The following is a 15617-nucleotide window of genomic DNA, read 5'->3' on the forward strand; positions in this document are numbered from 1 at the left end:
ATCGCCATGAATGATTTGACTCATTCGCACCGCCAGGACATGTCCGACGCCGAGCATTTGCAGCACTTTCGCAAGCTGGTCGAAAAAGCGCGTGTCGGCATGCTGACGACACTCGATCGCGACATGGAAATGCGCAGCCGTCCCTTGCATACCGTCGAAGTGGAGGAGAACGGAACGCTTTGGTTCGTGATCGGAGCGGGCTCGCCGAAGGCCGGTGAAGTCAGCGAGCATGACGGCAAGGTGTGTCTCACTTACGCCAACAAGGGCGATTCGGAATACGTCTCGGTGAGCGGCCACGCCCAGCTCGTGCGCGATCAGGCGCTCAAGCAGGCGTTCTGGAACAAGATGATCGATGTCTGGTTCCCGAAGGGTGATCAGGATCCGGACGTGGCCCTGCTCAAGATCACGCCGAACCGGGCCGAGTATTGGGATGGCCCGAGCAACACGGTGACCCGGTTCTACGCCTTCGCCAAGGCGATGGCGACCGGCAAGAAGGACGCCTTCGGCGAGAATGCCAAACTCGGCTTCTGAGACCGGTACCGATACCGGCGTGCTCGTCGCTCCCAAGCAACGAGCGTGGTGGCCGTGGGCGCGTCGAGCGCTCACGGCCATTTTCTTTGCGGGTCTGGCCTGGCTGCTCTACAGCCGGGCACGCGACATGGACTGGACGCAGGTCGGCGAATCGCTGGTCCAGTACACGGCATCCGAACTCGCGCTCGCGATAGTGCTCGTCGCCTCGAGCTACCTGCTCTATGCCGCATTCGACCTGATCGGCCGCCGCTATACGCGGCATTTGCTGAGCCATCGCGCGGTGCTGTCCACGGCGATGGTCAGCTATGCGTTCAACCTGAATTTCGGAGCGCTCGTCGGAGGCGTCGGCTTCCGTTACCGGCTGTACTCGCGCCTGGGACTGCGCACCGCCGTCATCACGCGCGTGCTCGGCATGTCGATGATCGGGAACTGGATCGGCTACACGCTGCTGCTCGGGCTCGTCTTTGTCGGAGGCGCCTTCGAGTTGGGCGATCAGGCTCGCCTCGGTGAGGATGCCCTGCGCCTATTCGGGGCCTTGTTGCTCGCGGCCGCCCCGGCCTATCTCGTGCTTTGCATCGCCTCACGCCGGCGCGAGTGGATCGTCCGCGGCATTCCGATCGATCTGCCCAACTGGCGACTCGCCGCACTGCAGCTCGCGTTCTCCGTGACCAACTGGCTCGTGATCGCGAGCATCCCGTATCTGCTGCTCGATGGCGCCGTGAACTATTCGGCCGTGCTGGCGGCCCTGCTGCTCGCCGCGATCGCCGGCGTCATCACTCACGTGCCGGCCGGACTCGGCGTCATGGAGGCGGTGTTCCTGGCCGTGCTCAAGGGCCGGGTCGACGAAGCGCCGCTGCTTGCCGCGCTGCTGGCCTATCGGGCGGTGTACTACCTGATGCCGCTGCTGCTGGCCGGCGTGGTCTACCTGAGCATGGAGGCCCGCCTGCGTGGCGGCCTGCGGGCCTGAGACGCCGAAGGCTCAGACGCCCCAGGTCACATCCTTTCCGTTGCGCGCCGCACGCTCGAGCATGTCCATGAGCGGGAAAGCCCGGCGGCCGAGGCTGACGTCCTGAGCCTGGCGATCACGCTCGTCCGGGTCGTCGGCGTCTTCCGCGTGCGCATGCTGGGGAGCGTCCTTGGCGATGGCGGAGCGCAAGGCGGCGAGCGCGCCCGGAATTTCCGCGGCCGCAATGACGCCGCGTTCGCCGGCACTCTTGCCGATCACTTCGAGCAGCTGCCTGGCATGGGCGTCGAGCATCTGCACGTCGCCGCTGGTAGGGGACGAGAATCGGATCATGGGAAGTCTCCAGGCGGTTCGGGGCATCAGAGCATGCGGTGAGGAACCGCAGATTAATCCCGCGACTCGGCCGTTCCCAAGCCTGCCGGAAGCTCTTTCCAGATCGGACGCGCCCAGGCAAGCTGCGCGCCCTCTCGCTCCGTCGCTAGGTTCGCAAGCCGCCCGTCATGACCGACGTCGCCAAAGCCCGCTGGCAACTGCATTTCTGCGTCCTGCTGTGGGCCTTTACCGCCATTCTCGGCAAGCTCATCAGCCTCGATGCCGTGCGGCTGGTCTGGTGGCGCCTGCTGATCGTGGTCGCCTGCCTGTTCGTGCTGCCGCGCGTCTGGCGGGCACTGCGGCAGACGCCACGGCGCCTCGTCGCGATCTTCGCGGGCATCGGCGTGCTCGTGACCCTGCACTGGCTGACCTTCTACGGGGCGATCAAGCTCGCCAACGCCTCGGTCGCGGTGACCTGTCTCGCGGTGGCACCGGCGTTCTTGTCCGTCATCGAGCCCTGGGTCGCCAGGCGGCCGTTCGACTGGCGCGAACTCGCGCTCGGGCTCGCGGTGGTTCCGGGCGTCGTGCTGGTGGTCGGAGGCGTTCCGGACGACATGCGCCTGGGCGTGCTGGTGGGCGTCAGCTCGGCGCTGTTCGTCTCGTTCTTCATCGCACTCAACAAGCGCTATGCGGAGCAGGGCGACTCGCTGCTCGTGACGGGCCTGGAACTCGGTGCCGGCCTCGTGCTGATCGCGGTCGCGGCACCGCTGCTGCCGGGCGGCTTCGCTTCGCTGATGGTTCCGCCCGCCGGTCTCGATGTGCTCTGGATCGGCGTACTGGCGGTGGCCTGCACCTTGCTGCCGTTCACGCTGTCGCTCGTCGCCTTGCGCAGGATTTCGGCTTTCGGTGCGCAGCTGACGATCAATCTCGAACCGATCTACACCATCGTCTTCGCCGCGCTGATCTTCAACGAGCAGCGCGAGCTCGGACCGCGCTTCTATCTCGGCGTGGTGGTGGTGCTGTCGGCCGTGTTCCTGCACCCGCTCGTGGCGCGGCGACCCGAAGTCATCGCTCCGGACGCGATCGCAGCGGACGCCATCGCGGGCAAAGGCGAAGCGAACTAACCGTCTGCGCCCCGGCGCTGGCCCGTACGGGCCAGCCTTGAATTCAGGCGAGACTCATCTGCCCTCGGCATTTTGGAACCGTGCCCGCATGCCAAGGACGGCGTCGGCAGCACAGCGCTTCGCAATACTAGGTTTCAGCTCCAGCAAGCCGGGGTGCCTGCTCGTTCCTGTAGCAGCCCTTACGTGCCATGACGAGGGCGGCCATGCCGTCGTCGCAAAATGCTGCACTGCAACTGAATTGCGAGGATCTGAACTCGTCCTTGGCCTGCGGATCCATCTTCTTGGACGAGAGGACATCATGAGCTGGGCTCCCCATCAGATCCAGATCGGCAAATCCCTGGTCGGTCGCACCGCGACACCGATGCGCTTCAGCGGCCGCAGCCAGGCCCGCGCGCCGGTACTGTTGTGTCTTTCGCATCTGCGCTGGCAGTTCGTGTACCAGCGCCCGCAGCATCTGATGACGCGCTTCGCGCGCGATCATCGCGTGATGTTCTTCGAGGAGCCGCTCACGCACGAGGAGCTCCAGGAGCCTCAGCTCGAAACGCGCTACGACGAAGGCGTCGAGATCCTGGTGCCGCACCTGCCCAAGGGCCTGAGCGAAGCGCGCAGCGACGAAATCCAGCGTGAACTGATCGACGCGCATCTGGCCGCGGCCGGCGTGCCGCCGAGCGAGTTGATCCTCTGGTACTACACGCCGATGAGCCAGAGCTTCACGCGCCATCTGCGGCGCTCGCTGACGATCTACGACTGCATGGACGAGCTCTCGGCCTTCATGGGTGCGCCGCCGAAACTGCTCGAGCGCGAAAGGGAACTGCTCGAGCGCGCCGACCTCGTCTTCACGGGCGGCTACAGCCTGTTCGAAGTCAAGCGCGAGCGTCATCCGAACGTGCATCCGTTTCCGAGCAGCGTCGACATCGGCCACTTCGCGAAGGCGCGCGGCAGGCTGTTCGAGCCGGGCGATCAATCGGAGATTCCGCATCCGCGCCTGGGCTTCTACGGCGTGATCGACGAGCGCTTCGACCTCAAGCTGGTCGCCGAACTCGCCGAGCGCCGGCCCGACTGGCAGATCGTGCTGATCGGCCCGGTCGTGAAGATCGACGAGAGCCAGCTGCCGCGTCGCGACAACATCCACTACCTCGGGCCCAAGGTCTACGACGTGCTGCCGCATTACCTGCAAGGCTGGGACGTGGCGACGCTGCCGTTCGCGCTAAACGAGTCGACGCGCTTCATCAGCCCGACCAAGACGCCCGAATATCTCGCCGGCGGCTGTCCGGTGGTCTCGACACCGATTCGCGACGTCGTGCGCCACTACGGCGACAGCGGCGTGGTGCAGATCGCCGATGGCACCGATGCCTTCGAAAAAGGCATCGAAACGGCGCTTCGGCAAGGCGCCGAGCGCCAGAACTTCCTCGCCCAGGCCGACGCCGCGATCGATGGCCTGTCTTGGGAGCGCACTTGTGCCGAGATGGGTAAGCTCATGGTCGATGCGCGCGGTCGCTCGCAGCCGGCCTCCACTGGAGAATCGCATACCGTGTCTATGGACTCCGCGCGTCGTGGACGCAGCATGCCGGCGGCTCGCCGCTCCGGCTTCGATTATCTGATCGTCGGTGCCGGCTTCGCGGGCTCGGTGCTGGCCGAACGCCTCGCCTCGCAGGCGAACAAACGTGTGCTCGTGATCGACCGCCGCCCGCATATCGGTGGCAACGCCTACGACTGCTTCGACGATGGCGGCGTGCTCATGCATCGCTACGGCCCGCACATCTTCCATACCAATGCGCAGCGAATCTTCGACTACCTGTCGAAGTTCACGCGCTGGCGTCCGTACGAGCATCGTGTGCTCGCCGACGTCGACCAGCAGCTGGTGCCGATTCCGATCAACCAGACCACGATCAACAAGCTCTACGGCCTCGATCTCGATGAGGCTGGCGCCGCGCAGTTTCTCGCCGCGCGCGCGACCGCGATCGACGACATCCGCAGCTCCGAAGACGTGGTCATCAGCCAGGTCGGCCAGGAGCTCTACGAAAAGTTCTTCCGCGGCTACACGCGAAAACAGTGGGGCCTCGATCCGAGCCAGCTCGACAAGGCCGTCACCGCGCGCGTGCCGACGCGCACGAACACCGACGACCGCTACTTCGGCGACAGCTTCCAGTTCATGCCGCTGCACGGCTACACGCGCATGTTCGAGAACATGCTCGATCATCCGAACATCCGCATCATGGTCAATACGGATTTCGAGGACATCCGCAACGACGTGCACTACGACCACCTGATCTACTCGGGGCCGATCGACGAATTCTTCGACTATCGCTTCGGCAAGCTGCCGTATCGCTCCCTGCAGTTCGAGCACAAGACGCTCGATCAGGAATGGTTCCAGCCGGTCGCCGTCGTCAACTATCCGTCGCAGGACGTGCCGTACACGCGCATCACCGAGTACAAGCACCTGACCGGCCAGGTGCACCGCAAGACCAGCCTGACCTACGAATATCCGTCGGCCGAGGGCGATCCGTACTACCCGATTCCGCGCGAAGAAAATCAGCTGCTCTACAAGCAGTATCGCGAGCTGGCCGACAAGACGCCCGACGTCAGCTTCGTCGGCCGCCTCGGCACCTATCGCTACTACAACATGGACCAAGTGGTCGGACAGGCCATCACCTTGTTCAACAAGCTCATCGACACGCAGAACGACGAAGCGCAGGACGAGCCGCGCATCGCCCTGCGCCGCGCTTGAAGGAGGTAGCCCATGCATCGACCGACGCAGCTGTCCAGCTTCTTCCTCGGTGGCTTCGAATGCTCCTCGCACCGGCGCGAAGACGGCCGCAGGCTCGACCTGCTTGCGAGCACCGCGCACGATCGCAATGCGGCCGCCGACTACCGGCGCATGCGCGAACACGGCCTGTTGAGCGTGCGGGATGGCCTGCGCTGGCATCTGATCGAGAAGAGGCCCTGGCAGTACGACTGGAGCAGTTTTCTGCCGATGCTGCGCGCCGCCAGGGAAAACAGGATTCAGGTGATCTGGGATCTGTGCCATTACGGCTGGCCCGACGATCTCGACATCTGGTCGCCGGCCTTCGTCGATCGCTTCGCCGCATTTTCCAAAGCCGCGGCGACGGTGATGCGCGAGGAAGGCATCACGGCTCCGCTGTTCTGTCCGGTCAACGAGATCTCGTACTGGTCCTGGGCCGGCGGCGAGACCTCGAAGTTCTGGCCGCTCGGCAAGAGGCGCGGCGATGAGCTCAAGCGCCAGCTCGCGCGTGCGGCGATCGCCTCGGTCGATGCGCTGCGCGGTGTGGACCGGCAGGTGCGCACGGTGTTTGCCGATCCGGCGATCAACGTCGTCGCGGCTTCGGCCGACAGGCGCTCCGATGCCGAGCGCGCACGCCTCGCGCAGTACGCCGCCTGGGATCTGCTGACGGGCCGCGAGCAGCCCGAGCTCGGCGGCCATGACGACATCGTCGACATCATCGGCGTGAACTACTACAGCGACAATCAATGGGTGCTCGGCGGCAAGACCATCGAGCCCGGCGACAAGCGCTATCGCCCGTTCTCCGACATGCTCGGCGAGATCCACTCGCGCTACGCCAAGCCGATCCTGATCGCCGAGACCGGCGCCGAAGGCGACGCTCGCGCCAAGTGGCTGCGCTATGTCTGCGACGAGGTGTTGCAGGCGCTCGACCGCGACATTCCGGTCGAAGGCGTCTGCCTGTATCCGGTGCTCGACTATCCAGGCTGGATCAACGATCGCCATTGCGAAACCGGCCTGTTGGGCTTCGCCGATGCAGACGGCCAGCGCACGGCGCATGCGGGCCTCGCGCAGCAGCTCGCCTTGGAGCAGGCGCGCATCGCGAGCGTGGTGGCGAGCGCCTCGTCGCTCGCCGCCGAGCCGGCCTAAGCATCCTTCGCGTGACGAGCGCAGTGCATTCCCCGAGGCTCGCTGCGGCCCCGGCGGGTTTCCCGAACAGGCCGGTTCCATTCCTGCTGCGCTACGTCAGGCTCAGGCGCGCGCAGTTCTCGCTGCTGTTCGCGATCATCACCGGCGCGGCGAGCTGTGCGGTGGCCGTGCAGTACGGCATGAAGCTCATCGTCGATGCGATGGCCGTGCCCGATCGCATGGCGGCTCCGATCTGGTTTCCGCTCGGACTGTTCCTGGGCCTGATCGCTGTCGAGCAGACGCTCTGGAGACTCGGCGGCTGGCTCGGCTGCCGCACGGTGGTCGCGACGGGCGTCGACCTGCGGCTCGACCTGTTCCATCACCTGACCGGCCACCCGATGCGCTATTTCGCGCAACATTTCTCGGGTGCGCTCGGCAATCGCATCAGCCAGACCGCAAGCTCGGTGACGCTGATCTTCAGCTCGCTGACCTGGAGCATCCTGCCGCCGGTGGTCGATTTTCTCGGCGCCGTCGTCGTGCTCTGCACGATCGACTACCGCATGGCGCTCGCGCTCGTCGGCTTCGTCGCGGTGGTCGGCGGCGTGGTGCTGATGTTCGGTTCGCGCGGGCGCCCGCTGCATCAGCGCTTCGCCGAAGAAGGCGCGCGCACCAATGGACAGCTCGTCGACGTGGTGTCGAACGTCTGGACCGTGAAGGCCTTCGCCGCGCGCGATCGCGAGCGCGACCGGCTCGAGCGCGAACTCGGTGTCGAAGCGAACGCGCAGCGGCGCAGCTGGATGTTCATGGAAAAGACGCGCGTGCTGCACGACCTGAGCCTGTGGATCATGGCGGGGTCGATGCTGCTGTGGGCGATCCTGTCGTGGCGCGGCGGACGCATCACGCCGGGCGACGTCGTCATCATCAGCGCACTGACCTTTCGCATCCTGCACGGCTCGCGTGATCTGGCCTTCGCGCTGATCAACACTTCGCAGCAGTTCGGCGGCATCGCCGAAAGCCTGCGCGTGATCGGCGAGCCGCACGCGGTGGTCGATCCGGTCGATGCGCGCGGCTTCGAGCCGCTGCAAGGCGCGATCGAGTTCCGGCAGGTCCGCTATGCGTATCCGGGCGAACGCCACGTGTTTCGTGGACTCGATCTGAAGATTCCGGCCGGGCAACGGGTCGGCATCGTCGGGCCTTCGGGCGGCGGCAAGTCGACCTTGATCACGCTGATCCAGCGGCTCGACGACGTGCAGGGCGGCAGCATCGAAATCGATGGCCAGGACTTGCGCTCGGTGACGCAGGATTCGCTGCGCGCACGCATCGCCGTGGTGCCGCAGGAGATCGCGCTGTTCAATCGCAGCATTCTCGAGAACATCCGCTATGGCCGGCCCGAGGCGAGCGACGACGAGGTCTGCGACGCGGCGCGCCACGCCTACTGCGACGCCTTCATCCGCGATCTGCCGGATGGCTACGCCACGCTCGTCGGCGAGCGTGGCGTGATGCTCTCGGGCGGACAGCGCCAGCGGCTCGGCATCGCGCGTGCGTTCCTCAAGAACGCGCCGATCCTCGTGCTCGACGAGGCGACGTCGGCGCTCGACACGCATTCCGAAATCGAGATCCAGGCCGCGCTCGACGATCTCATGCGCGGGCGCACGGTGCTCGCGGTCGCGCATCGGCTGTCGACGGTTGCGGGCTTCGATCGCATCATCGTGCTGCAGGACGGTCGCGTGGTCGAAGACGGCGCGCCCGAGCAGCTGCGCCAGGCCGGCGGCCTGTATGCCTCGCTCTGGAGCCTGCAGGCCGACGTGCTCGCCGCGGCCTGAGCGCGGGGCGGCGGGGCGACTCAGCGGTCGAGCAGCGCCTCGAGCGCGTCGTTGAGCACGAAGCGCTGCTCGGCCTGCCGGAAATCCCAGCGCTCGACCACACAGCGCGTGTTCGCAGCGGCGTCGTAACGGATCAGGTTGACGCTGTTCGGCGCTTCGAAGCGCACGCGGGCCGACAGCGCGGTGCCGGCCTGGATCGCCCAGACCTCGCGCGGAAGATCGAGATAATGCGCGCGCAGGCTGCGGAAATAGGGCAGGTGGATGTGCCCGCCGAGGATCAGGTCTGCGCCCGCGGCCGACCAGGCGCGAATCGCGGGCTCGTGATGATGCAGGCGGTTCTTCTCGTCGCGCTGCTTGGTCACGTGCACGGGCTGATGCGTGACGACGATACGCAGCTGCCTGGCCGATGCGCGACGCAAGCGCCGTGACACCGCTTCGATCTGCGCATCCGAAACCTCGCCGTCCTTGTGCCGCCACCAGCGCGTGGTGTTGACGCCGATCGCGAGCAGATCGGCCGTTTCGATCAGCGATTCGATCTGCTGGTCGAGCGGCCCGCCGAAGGCGGCGCGATAGCGCGCGTAGGGCCGCCGCAGGCGCGACCACAGATCGAACAAGGGAACGTCGTGATTGCCCGGCAGGCACAGCATCGGCAAGGCGAGCGAGTCGACGAAGCGACGCGCGGCCGCGAATTCGTGCGCGCGCGCACGCTGCGTGATGTCACCCGACAGGATCGCGGCCTGCGGTTGCTGGTCGCCCGCGAGCCTGCGCAGCGCATCGACGACCGCGGGCTGCTCGGTACCGAAATGCGGGTCCGAGACGTGCAGCAGCACTGTCATGCGGGTTCGGTCCGATCGACCGGCGTGATCAGCTGCAGCTGCTTGGGTGCGACACGAAAACGCAGCGGCGGCGCGAGCCGGCAGACTTCGCCGTCCATCGCCACCTTGAGCTCGCGATGATGGCGCCGGCCCTGCACGACCGGCTGCACCTGCAGATCGCGGAACGCGAAGTTGATGACCGACTCCGCGCGTCCGAGCCTGCCGAGCGCGCCGCTGAACAGCAGCCCGGCCATCGCCCAGCGGCTCACGGGTTTGAGCGCGACGCCGGCCAGATGGCCGTCTTCGACCGCCTCGGCTTCGGGCAGGCCGACCTGATGCAGTTGCAGCGCGTTGTTGCCGACGAACAGCGTCGGCGTCTGCAGCGTCGCCTCGCGTCCGCGCTCGTCCTCGAGCCGCAGCAGCCAGTAACGCTTGCTGCGCAGCAGCGTGTGGGCGGCCGACCACAGCGCGACGATGCGATGGCGGCCGTAGCGGCGCTTGAATTTCTCGCGGTCCTCGAGCAGCCGCGGATACAGGCCGACGCTCGCGTTGACGAGGAACAGCCGGTCGTTCATGAGTCCGACCTGTACGGGCCTGATGCGACCGGTCAGCAGCGTCTGCACGGACTCGGAAACCTCCTGCGAGATCGAGTGGGCGCGGCCGAAATAATTGAAAGTGCCCTGCGGCAGCACGCCGAACGGCCGCTCGCTTTCGAGCACGGCGCCGGCCACGCAATTGATGGTGCCGTCTCCGCCCGCGGCGACGACGATGCCGTTCTCGCGCTGGGCTTTCTCGACGGCCTCTCGCGCGAGCTCCGGCAGTTGTGATGGATCGTCGACGCTGAGCAGCTCGTAGCGGCGCTGCGCCGCGTTCATGGCCTCGTCGATGATGCGGCGCGCGGCCTGCGGATCGCCGTGGCCGGAACCGATGTTGAAGACGATGTAGAAAGGCCCGTCGGCCTGACCGCTGGGCGGCATCGTGAGCGACATCGTATTCCCCCTGGTGGATGCGCTGCGGCGCGCAGCATGAGAGCGCTGCGCTGTACCGGGCCTGTCCGAGTCGGTCTTGACGATACGAGCGGGCACCACGCATTCAGCGCGGTGCCGGATGCCGGTGTTCAGGCTTGCTCGCCTAGCCAACCGCCGACTGGAGCCCGCCGTGCCCCGCATCCCGCTCAGCTTCGCCCAGCTCAAGCAGATCGGGCGCCTCGCCGCCCAAGGCTGGGTCGACGACAACGCGAGCAGCATGGGCGCGGCGATCGCGTACTACACGATGCTGTCGCTCGCTCCGCTGCTGCTCATCGTCATCACCACCGCGGGCCTGATCTTCGGCGAAGAGGCCGCGCGCGGAGCCTTGTTCGGCGAACTCGCCGAACTGGTCGGAGACAACGGCGCCCAGGCGATCCAGGCGATCCTGATCAGCTCGAGCGAGCTCGGCAGCGGCCTGATTTCGATCCTGATCGGCCTGGTGACCCTGTTCATCGGCGCGACGACGGTGTTCGCCGAGTTGCAGTCCGACCTCGATCGCATCTGGAAAGCCCCGGCGCCCAAGCACGGCGGCGTGCTGGGCTTCCTGCGCAAGCGCCTGCTCTCGTTCGGCATGATTCTCGGCATCGGCTTCATGCTGATCGTCTCGCTCGTCGCGAGCGCGGCCATCGCGGCGGTCGGCACCTTGTGGAACCAGTGGCTCATGGGCACCGAGACGCTGCTGCAGGTGCTCAACTTCTTCGTCGGCTTCGCGGTCATCACCGGCCTGTTCGCGCTGATCTACAAGCTGCTGCCGAGCGTACCGATCGCCTGGAGCGACGTCGGCATCGGCGCGGCGGTGACCTCGCTGCTGTTCTCGGCCGGCAAATTCCTGATCGGCCTCTATCTCGGCAAGGCGGCGATCAGCTCCTCGTTCGGCGCGGCCGGCACGCTCGTCGTGGTGATCGTGTGGGTCTACTACTCGGCGCAGATCTTCCTGTTCGGGGCCGAGTTCACGTATCACTTCGCGCGTGAGCGCGGCTCGCGTTCCTGACAACAGGCCCGCGATGCGGCCATAGCGGAAACTACGGTTTCGCCCGGGCGCGGTCGCTGGGACAATACGCGCATGCCCGCCGTCCGATTGCCCGTCTCCATCCAGGCCCGCTTGCGTGCCGCCCTCGTCGGGCTGATCTCGCGTGATCCCAAGGCCGACGGCGATCACTGGACCGAGCGGCTGATCGATTTCGACTCGCCGCCCGGCGATATGGGCCTTTTCGGCCCCGACACGATGACCTGGCGCGTGCATGCGGATTTCCCGGGCATGATGGCCGGCGGCGTCTGCGCACTGATGCTGCAGACGCTGCATCCGCGCGCGCTCGCGGGCGTCTGGGATCACTCCAATTTCCGCCAGGACCTGCTCGGCCGCCTGCGCCGCACGACCGCGTTCGTCGCGGGCACCAGCTATGCGCCGCGCGCCGAGGCCGAGCGGCTCATCGCCCTCGTCGGCCGTATCCACGAGAAGGTGCGCGGCGTCACGCCCGACGGCCAGCCGTACTCGGCCGCCGATCCCGACCTGCTGACCTGGGTGCACGTGACCGAGATGTGGAGTTTTCTGGCCGGCTACGAGCGGTATCGGAGCCGCCAGGGCGGCAGCGTGCTGACGCCGGCCGATCGCGATCGCTACTTTCTCGAGACCAGCCGGCTCGCCGAGGCGATGGGCGCCGAGCGCGTGCCGAAGTCGGCCGCCGGCGTCGAGGCCTATTTCCGTCGCGTGCGCCCGCAGCTGCGCTTCGACGAGCGTTCGCACACGGTGCTGCAGGTGCTGCGCTCGATCGACTTGCCGGTTCCGGGCGGCGTGCTGTTCCGTGAAGTGTTTCTCGGCGCCGGTGCGGTGCTGCTGCCGGACTGGGCGGCCGGGATGATGGGCCGCAGCCGGCGGCACAAGGCGCGCGCCGCAGCGGCTGCGCGCAGCCTGAGCCTGGCCGCGCCCCTGCTGCGCCGCGCGCTCGCCGACGGTGTCGTCGCGCGTTCGCATCGCCGGCTCGGATTGCAGCCGCCACCGATCTGATCGCGTCCGATGTCGATCTTCCTGCATCAGGTCGCGCTCGCGACGCCGCTGTTCGTGCTGGTGCTCGCGGGCTACGCGCTGACGCGCTGGGCGCGCTGGCCGGCGACCATCGATGCGGCGCTGTCGCAGTTCGTGTTCTCGGTGGCATTGCCGGCGCTGCTGTTCCGGCTCATGAGCCGGCTGTCGGAGATGCCGCCGATCGATACGCGCCTGCTCGTCGCGTTCTTCGGCGGCTGCTTCGTCACCTTCGCGATCGGACGGCTCATCGCCGCCAGGCTGTTCGCGCTCGACGGCGCCGGGCAATCGATCTTCGCGATGGGCGGCGTGTTCTCGAACAACGTCATGCTCGGCCTGCCGATCGCCAAGCTCACGCTCGGAGACGCGGCGCTGCCGGCGGTGTCGCTCGTGCTCGTGTTCAACGCGCTGATCCTGTGGACGCTCGGCACCGCCTCGGTCGAATGGTCGCGCAGCGGCTCGCTGTCGCTGGCCGGCTTTCGCAGCACCGCGAGCAGCGTGATGCGCAACCCGATCATCGTCGGCGTGCTCGCGGGCACCGCGTTCGGACTCACGGGCTGGCATCTGCCGATGCTGGTCGACGTGCCGCTGCAGATGCTCGGCGACTGCGCGCCGACCGTGGCGCTGATCGCGCTCGGCATGGGCCTGGCGCGCTACGGCTGGCGCGAACACGTCACGCAAAGCCTCGCGATCACCGCGCTCAAGCTGCTCGTGCAGCCGCTCGTGGTGTGGGCACTCGCGCTGCTGATCGGCCTGCCGTCGCTCGAGACACGCGTGGTGGTTCTGCTGGCTTCGATGTCGGTCGGCGCGAACGTCTACCAGATGGCCAGGCAATTCCACAGCCTCGAAGCGGCGACCGCCGCGAGCCTGCTGTACTCGACCGCGCTCGCGGCGCTGACGACGCCGGTGTTCCTGGCGTTGACGGCTTGAACGGCCGGCAGACGAGAGACGCGGAATGGGAGACGCAAATGCAGTGGATGCGCCACCCCTCCGCCGCTATGTCTTCCGTCTTCACCGCAGCAGCGCCGCCAAATCCGCATGCACCTCGCCGCCCGCCGACACGAGTACGAGCAGATAGCCCGGATGCAGGCTCAGCGCGTCGACCGAGACGCGCTGCACGTCGATTTGCGCGAGGCCGTCGGAGCGTTTCGAGACATCCGCCGCGAGCTTGGCCGCGGCGTCGCGCGCCTGGGCCTCGAGCGGAGCGAGCGGCAGCCGCGCCTTGCCCTGCAGTTCGGCGAGCAGCTTGGGTGAGGTGAGCCAGGAGGCGGCGCGCAGCAGCAGGTCTTCGGACTGCAGCGTGTAGCGCAGCTCGCGCAGGGCGAGCTCGTGCGTGGCCTCGTCGAGAAACGGCACGGCGTGCATGAAGACATCGGCCTTGGTGCGCCGGAACCAGGTGCCGGCTTCGATGCGCAGTTTCAGCACCAGCTCCTTGCCGTCGCTCCCTGCGCCGACGCCTTCGACCTTGACGTTGCGGCGCTCGAATCTGAGCTTGCCTTCGTGCAGTTGCTGCTCGAGCGCTTGGGCGAGTTTGCCCAGATCGACGGCGATGGGCAGCTCGAGATCGAAGCGATTGCCGAGCGTGTCGACGAAGCGCGGAGCCGGCAGGGCGCGCGGCGCCGGTGCGCGCGGTGTACCGCCGACCGCGAGGCTCAGCTGGCCTTCGAGCCCGAGCCCGAACACTACATCGCCCGAAGCGGTCGCCACCGGATTGGCGAGCAGCAGGCGCATCGGCTGGTGCAGCAGCGTGAGTTCGTAATCCGCCACCGAACGCGAACGCAGCGGCACCGCGCCGTAGGCCGAGCGCCAGAGCCGGCTGGCCTTGTCGCGCAGGGCTAGCCGCTCGTCGAGCTTGCGATCGAGCCTGGCCGCCCAATCGCGCTGCGCATCGCGGTAGCGTTCGGTCAGCAGCTTGCGCAAGGAAATGTCGGGCAGGTGATCGAGCTTGAGCCTGGCTTCGTCGATGTCGACGCGCGATTCGAGCCGTGAGCGCAGGCGGTAGGCGCCGTCGATCATCGGCTGGATCCGGCCGTCGACGCGACCGTGCACGCTCCAGCGCGTCGGTGCGCTGCCGTGGCCGTCGAGCGTCGAGCTGAACGCGATCGCCGGACTCGCCGGACGCAATTGCAGCGGCGTGCGGGTCACGCTGCCGTGAAACGGAATGCGCGGATCGTCGAACAGCGGCACACGAATCCGGATGCGCTCGTCGATGTCCTGCTGGCGTGGCAGCGCCTCGTCGAGCGCGGCCTGGACCTGCGCCAGCGGCAGGCTCGCGCGCAGTTCGATGCGCGAAAGCCGCTGAAACTGCGGCGGCTCGCTGGCGCCGGCCGGCAGGGTTTCGCCGCTGTCGAGGCGTTGCGTGCAGGCGCTCGTGAGCAGCATGCAAATGAGCAGTAGCTGAAGCCAGGAGGAAGGAAGCGAGCTGAGCATGCCGGAAGTGTCGGAGCGCGAGCCCGCAGCCTAGCCCGGATAAGAGCCGGGTTCGAGCCACCTTCGCGTGACGCCTTGCCTGCAGCGTCCGAGTCAGGCCGGACTCCGTACACTGTGGGCAGCATCCATCCGCGATCCGAAAAACGAGAGGCCGCCACCATGTCGCCCAAAACCCTCAGAACGCCCGTCGCCCTGCTGGCCCTGAGCCAGTTGCTCGCCGCCTGCGCCACCGCCACGCCCTACCAACCGCAAGCCAAGAGCGGCGAGGGCTACAGCGAGCAGCGGCTCGAGACCAACCGCTATCGCATCCGCTCGGTCGGCAACTCGGCCACCTCGCGCGAGACCGTCGAAAACTACCTGATGTATCGCGCGGCCGAGATCACGCTGCAGAACGGCTACGACTGGTTCGCGATCGCCGATCGCGCGACCAATGTCGACCCGCAGCTGTCGGGCGGCGGCAGCAACTTCGGCATCGGCATCGGCGGCAGCTCGGGCAACTTCGGATCGGGTGTTTCGATCGGCCTGAGCTCGCTGTTCGGCGGAGGCAACAAGTCGGCATACCAGGCCCAGGCCGACATCCTCGTCTACAAGAATCCGCGCACGCCGAACCTGGCGAATTCGTTCGACGCGCGAGAGCTCAAGGCGAACCTCGAGTCGACGATCAAGCGCCCGGAACCGAAGCAGTAAGCCAACGCTTGCCTC

14 protein-coding genes are annotated in these 15617 nt (G+C 67.0%); 10 read left to right on the top strand and 4 right to left on the bottom strand.

The features are described 5' to 3' along the window. Positions 1 to 6: 6 nt before the first annotated feature. Together AC3WUM_RS00495 and AC3WUM_RS00500 are read left to right on the top strand one after the other, a co-directional pair. Positions 7 to 531, top strand: coding sequence for a pyridoxamine 5'-phosphate oxidase family protein (locus AC3WUM_RS00495; RefSeq protein ID WP_492408104.1), 525 nt, complete (start codon positions 7 to 9; stop codon positions 529 to 531). A 19-nt stretch (positions 532 to 550) separates the two neighbouring features. Beyond that, complete coding sequence (locus AC3WUM_RS00500) at positions 551 to 1498, top strand: lysylphosphatidylglycerol synthase domain-containing protein (protein ID WP_492408105.1); 948 nt, start codon at positions 551 to 553, stop codon at positions 1496 to 1498. A gap of 12 nt (positions 1499 to 1510) precedes the next feature. Here the strand turns inward: AC3WUM_RS00500 and AC3WUM_RS00505 are convergent, their stop codons facing one another. Further along, positions 1511 to 1828, bottom strand: a complete 318-nt coding sequence (locus AC3WUM_RS00505; RefSeq protein ID WP_492408106.1) for a DUF1840 domain-containing protein — start codon at positions 1826 to 1828, stop codon at positions 1511 to 1513. A 167-nt stretch (positions 1829 to 1995) separates the two neighbouring features. Here AC3WUM_RS00505 and AC3WUM_RS00510 point away from each other — a divergent pair, with 167 nt between their 5' ends. From AC3WUM_RS00510 to AC3WUM_RS00525, 4 genes are all read left to right on the top strand, one after another. Further along, on the top strand, positions 1996 to 2931 hold the full coding sequence (locus AC3WUM_RS00510) for a DMT family transporter (RefSeq protein ID WP_492408107.1): 936 nt from the start codon (positions 1996 to 1998) through the stop codon (positions 2929 to 2931). 298 nt (positions 2932 to 3229) lie between these two features. Next, complete coding sequence (gene glf, locus AC3WUM_RS00515; protein ID WP_492408108.1) at positions 3230 to 5659, top strand: UDP-galactopyranose mutase; 2430 nt, start codon at positions 3230 to 3232, stop codon at positions 5657 to 5659. Between the two features lie 12 nt (positions 5660 to 5671). Beyond that, the gene (locus AC3WUM_RS00520) at positions 5672 to 6820 is read left to right on the top strand and encodes a glycoside hydrolase family 1 protein (RefSeq protein ID WP_492408109.1); all 1149 of its coding nucleotides are present in this window, start codon (positions 5672 to 5674) and stop codon (positions 6818 to 6820) included. Between the two features lie 11 nt (positions 6821 to 6831). Further along, on the top strand, positions 6832 to 8622 hold the full coding sequence (locus tag AC3WUM_RS00525) for an ABC transporter ATP-binding protein (RefSeq protein ID WP_492408110.1): 1791 nt from the start codon (positions 6832 to 6834) through the stop codon (positions 8620 to 8622). A 20-nt stretch (positions 8623 to 8642) separates the two neighbouring features. On the opposite strand, the gene AC3WUM_RS00530 is transcribed toward AC3WUM_RS00525, so the two are convergent. Together AC3WUM_RS00530 and AC3WUM_RS00535 are read right to left on the bottom strand one after the other, a co-directional pair. Beyond that, the gene (locus tag AC3WUM_RS00530; protein ID WP_492408112.1) at positions 8643 to 9458 is read right to left on the bottom strand and encodes a metallophosphoesterase family protein; all 816 of its coding nucleotides are present in this window, start codon (positions 9456 to 9458) and stop codon (positions 8643 to 8645) included. Further along, on the bottom strand, positions 9455 to 10426 hold the full coding sequence (locus AC3WUM_RS00535; protein WP_492408113.1) for a diacylglycerol/lipid kinase family protein: 972 nt from the start codon (positions 10424 to 10426) through the stop codon (positions 9455 to 9457). The genes AC3WUM_RS00530 and AC3WUM_RS00535 overlap by 4 nt, the downstream gene beginning before the upstream one ends. Positions 10427 to 10595: 169 nt before the next feature. Between AC3WUM_RS00535 and AC3WUM_RS00540 the strand changes: the two genes are divergently transcribed. The 3 genes from AC3WUM_RS00540 to AC3WUM_RS00550 all read left to right on the top strand — a co-directional run bounded on the left by AC3WUM_RS00540 (position 10596) and on the right by AC3WUM_RS00550 (position 13415). Then, positions 10596 to 11456, top strand: a complete 861-nt coding sequence (locus AC3WUM_RS00540; protein WP_492408114.1) for a YihY/virulence factor BrkB family protein — start codon at positions 10596 to 10598, stop codon at positions 11454 to 11456. Between the two features lie 72 nt (positions 11457 to 11528). After that, complete coding sequence (locus AC3WUM_RS00545; protein ID WP_492408115.1) at positions 11529 to 12470, top strand: oxygenase MpaB family protein; 942 nt, start codon at positions 11529 to 11531, stop codon at positions 12468 to 12470. A 9-nt stretch (positions 12471 to 12479) separates the two neighbouring features. Further along, a complete protein-coding gene (locus AC3WUM_RS00550; protein WP_492408116.1) occupies positions 12480 to 13415 on the top strand; it encodes an AEC family transporter in 936 nt (311 codons plus the stop codon). 81 nt (positions 13416 to 13496) lie between these two features. On the opposite strand, the gene AC3WUM_RS00555 is transcribed toward AC3WUM_RS00550, so the two are convergent. Beyond that, a complete protein-coding gene (locus AC3WUM_RS00555) occupies positions 13497 to 14867 on the bottom strand; it encodes a DUF4403 family protein (protein WP_492408117.1) in 1371 nt (456 codons plus the stop codon). A 207-nt stretch (positions 14868 to 15074) separates the two neighbouring features. Here AC3WUM_RS00555 and AC3WUM_RS00560 point away from each other — a divergent pair, with 207 nt between their 5' ends. Then, entirely contained in the window at positions 15075 to 15602 is a 528-nt protein-coding gene (locus AC3WUM_RS00560) for a CC0125/CC1285 family lipoprotein (RefSeq protein ID WP_492408118.1), read from the top strand. The last annotated feature ends 15 nt before the right edge of the window (positions 15603 to 15617 follow it).

The sequence above is a fragment of the Hydrocarboniphaga sp. FW305-C-57 genome (assembly GCF_058783045.1).

Bases quoted from the DNA above. Each gene is read 5' to 3' on its own strand.
- AC3WUM_RS00495 (WP_492408104.1), top strand. From the start codon at position 7: ATGAATGATTTGACTCATTCGCACCGCCAGGACATGTCCGACGCCGAG.
- AC3WUM_RS00510 (WP_492408107.1), top strand. From the start codon at position 1,996: ATGACCGACGTCGCCAAAGCCCGCTGGCAACTGCATTTCTGCGTCCTG.
- AC3WUM_RS00555 (WP_492408117.1), bottom strand. From the start codon at position 14,867: ATGCTGCTCACGAGCGCCTGCACGCAACGCCTCGACAGCGGCGAAACC.
- AC3WUM_RS00520 (WP_492408109.1), top strand. From the start codon at position 5,672: ATGCATCGACCGACGCAGCTGTCCAGCTTCTTCCTCGGTGGCTTCGAA.
- AC3WUM_RS00545 (WP_492408115.1), top strand. From the start codon at position 11,529: ATGCCCGCCGTCCGATTGCCCGTCTCCATCCAGGCCCGCTTGCGTGCC.
- AC3WUM_RS00560 (WP_492408118.1), top strand. From the start codon at position 15,075: ATGTCGCCCAAAACCCTCAGAACGCCCGTCGCCCTGCTGGCCCTGAGC.
- AC3WUM_RS00505 (WP_492408106.1), bottom strand. From the start codon at position 1,828: ATGATCCGATTCTCGTCCCCTACCAGCGGCGACGTGCAGATGCTCGAC.
- AC3WUM_RS00535 (WP_492408113.1), bottom strand. From the start codon at position 10,426: ATGTCGCTCACGATGCCGCCCAGCGGTCAGGCCGACGGGCCTTTCTAC.
- AC3WUM_RS00550 (WP_492408116.1), top strand. From the start codon at position 12,480: ATGTCGATCTTCCTGCATCAGGTCGCGCTCGCGACGCCGCTGTTCGTG.
- AC3WUM_RS00530 (WP_492408112.1), bottom strand. From the start codon at position 9,458: ATGACAGTGCTGCTGCACGTCTCGGACCCGCATTTCGGTACCGAGCAG.
- glf (WP_492408108.1), top strand. From the start codon at position 3,230: ATGAGCTGGGCTCCCCATCAGATCCAGATCGGCAAATCCCTGGTCGGT.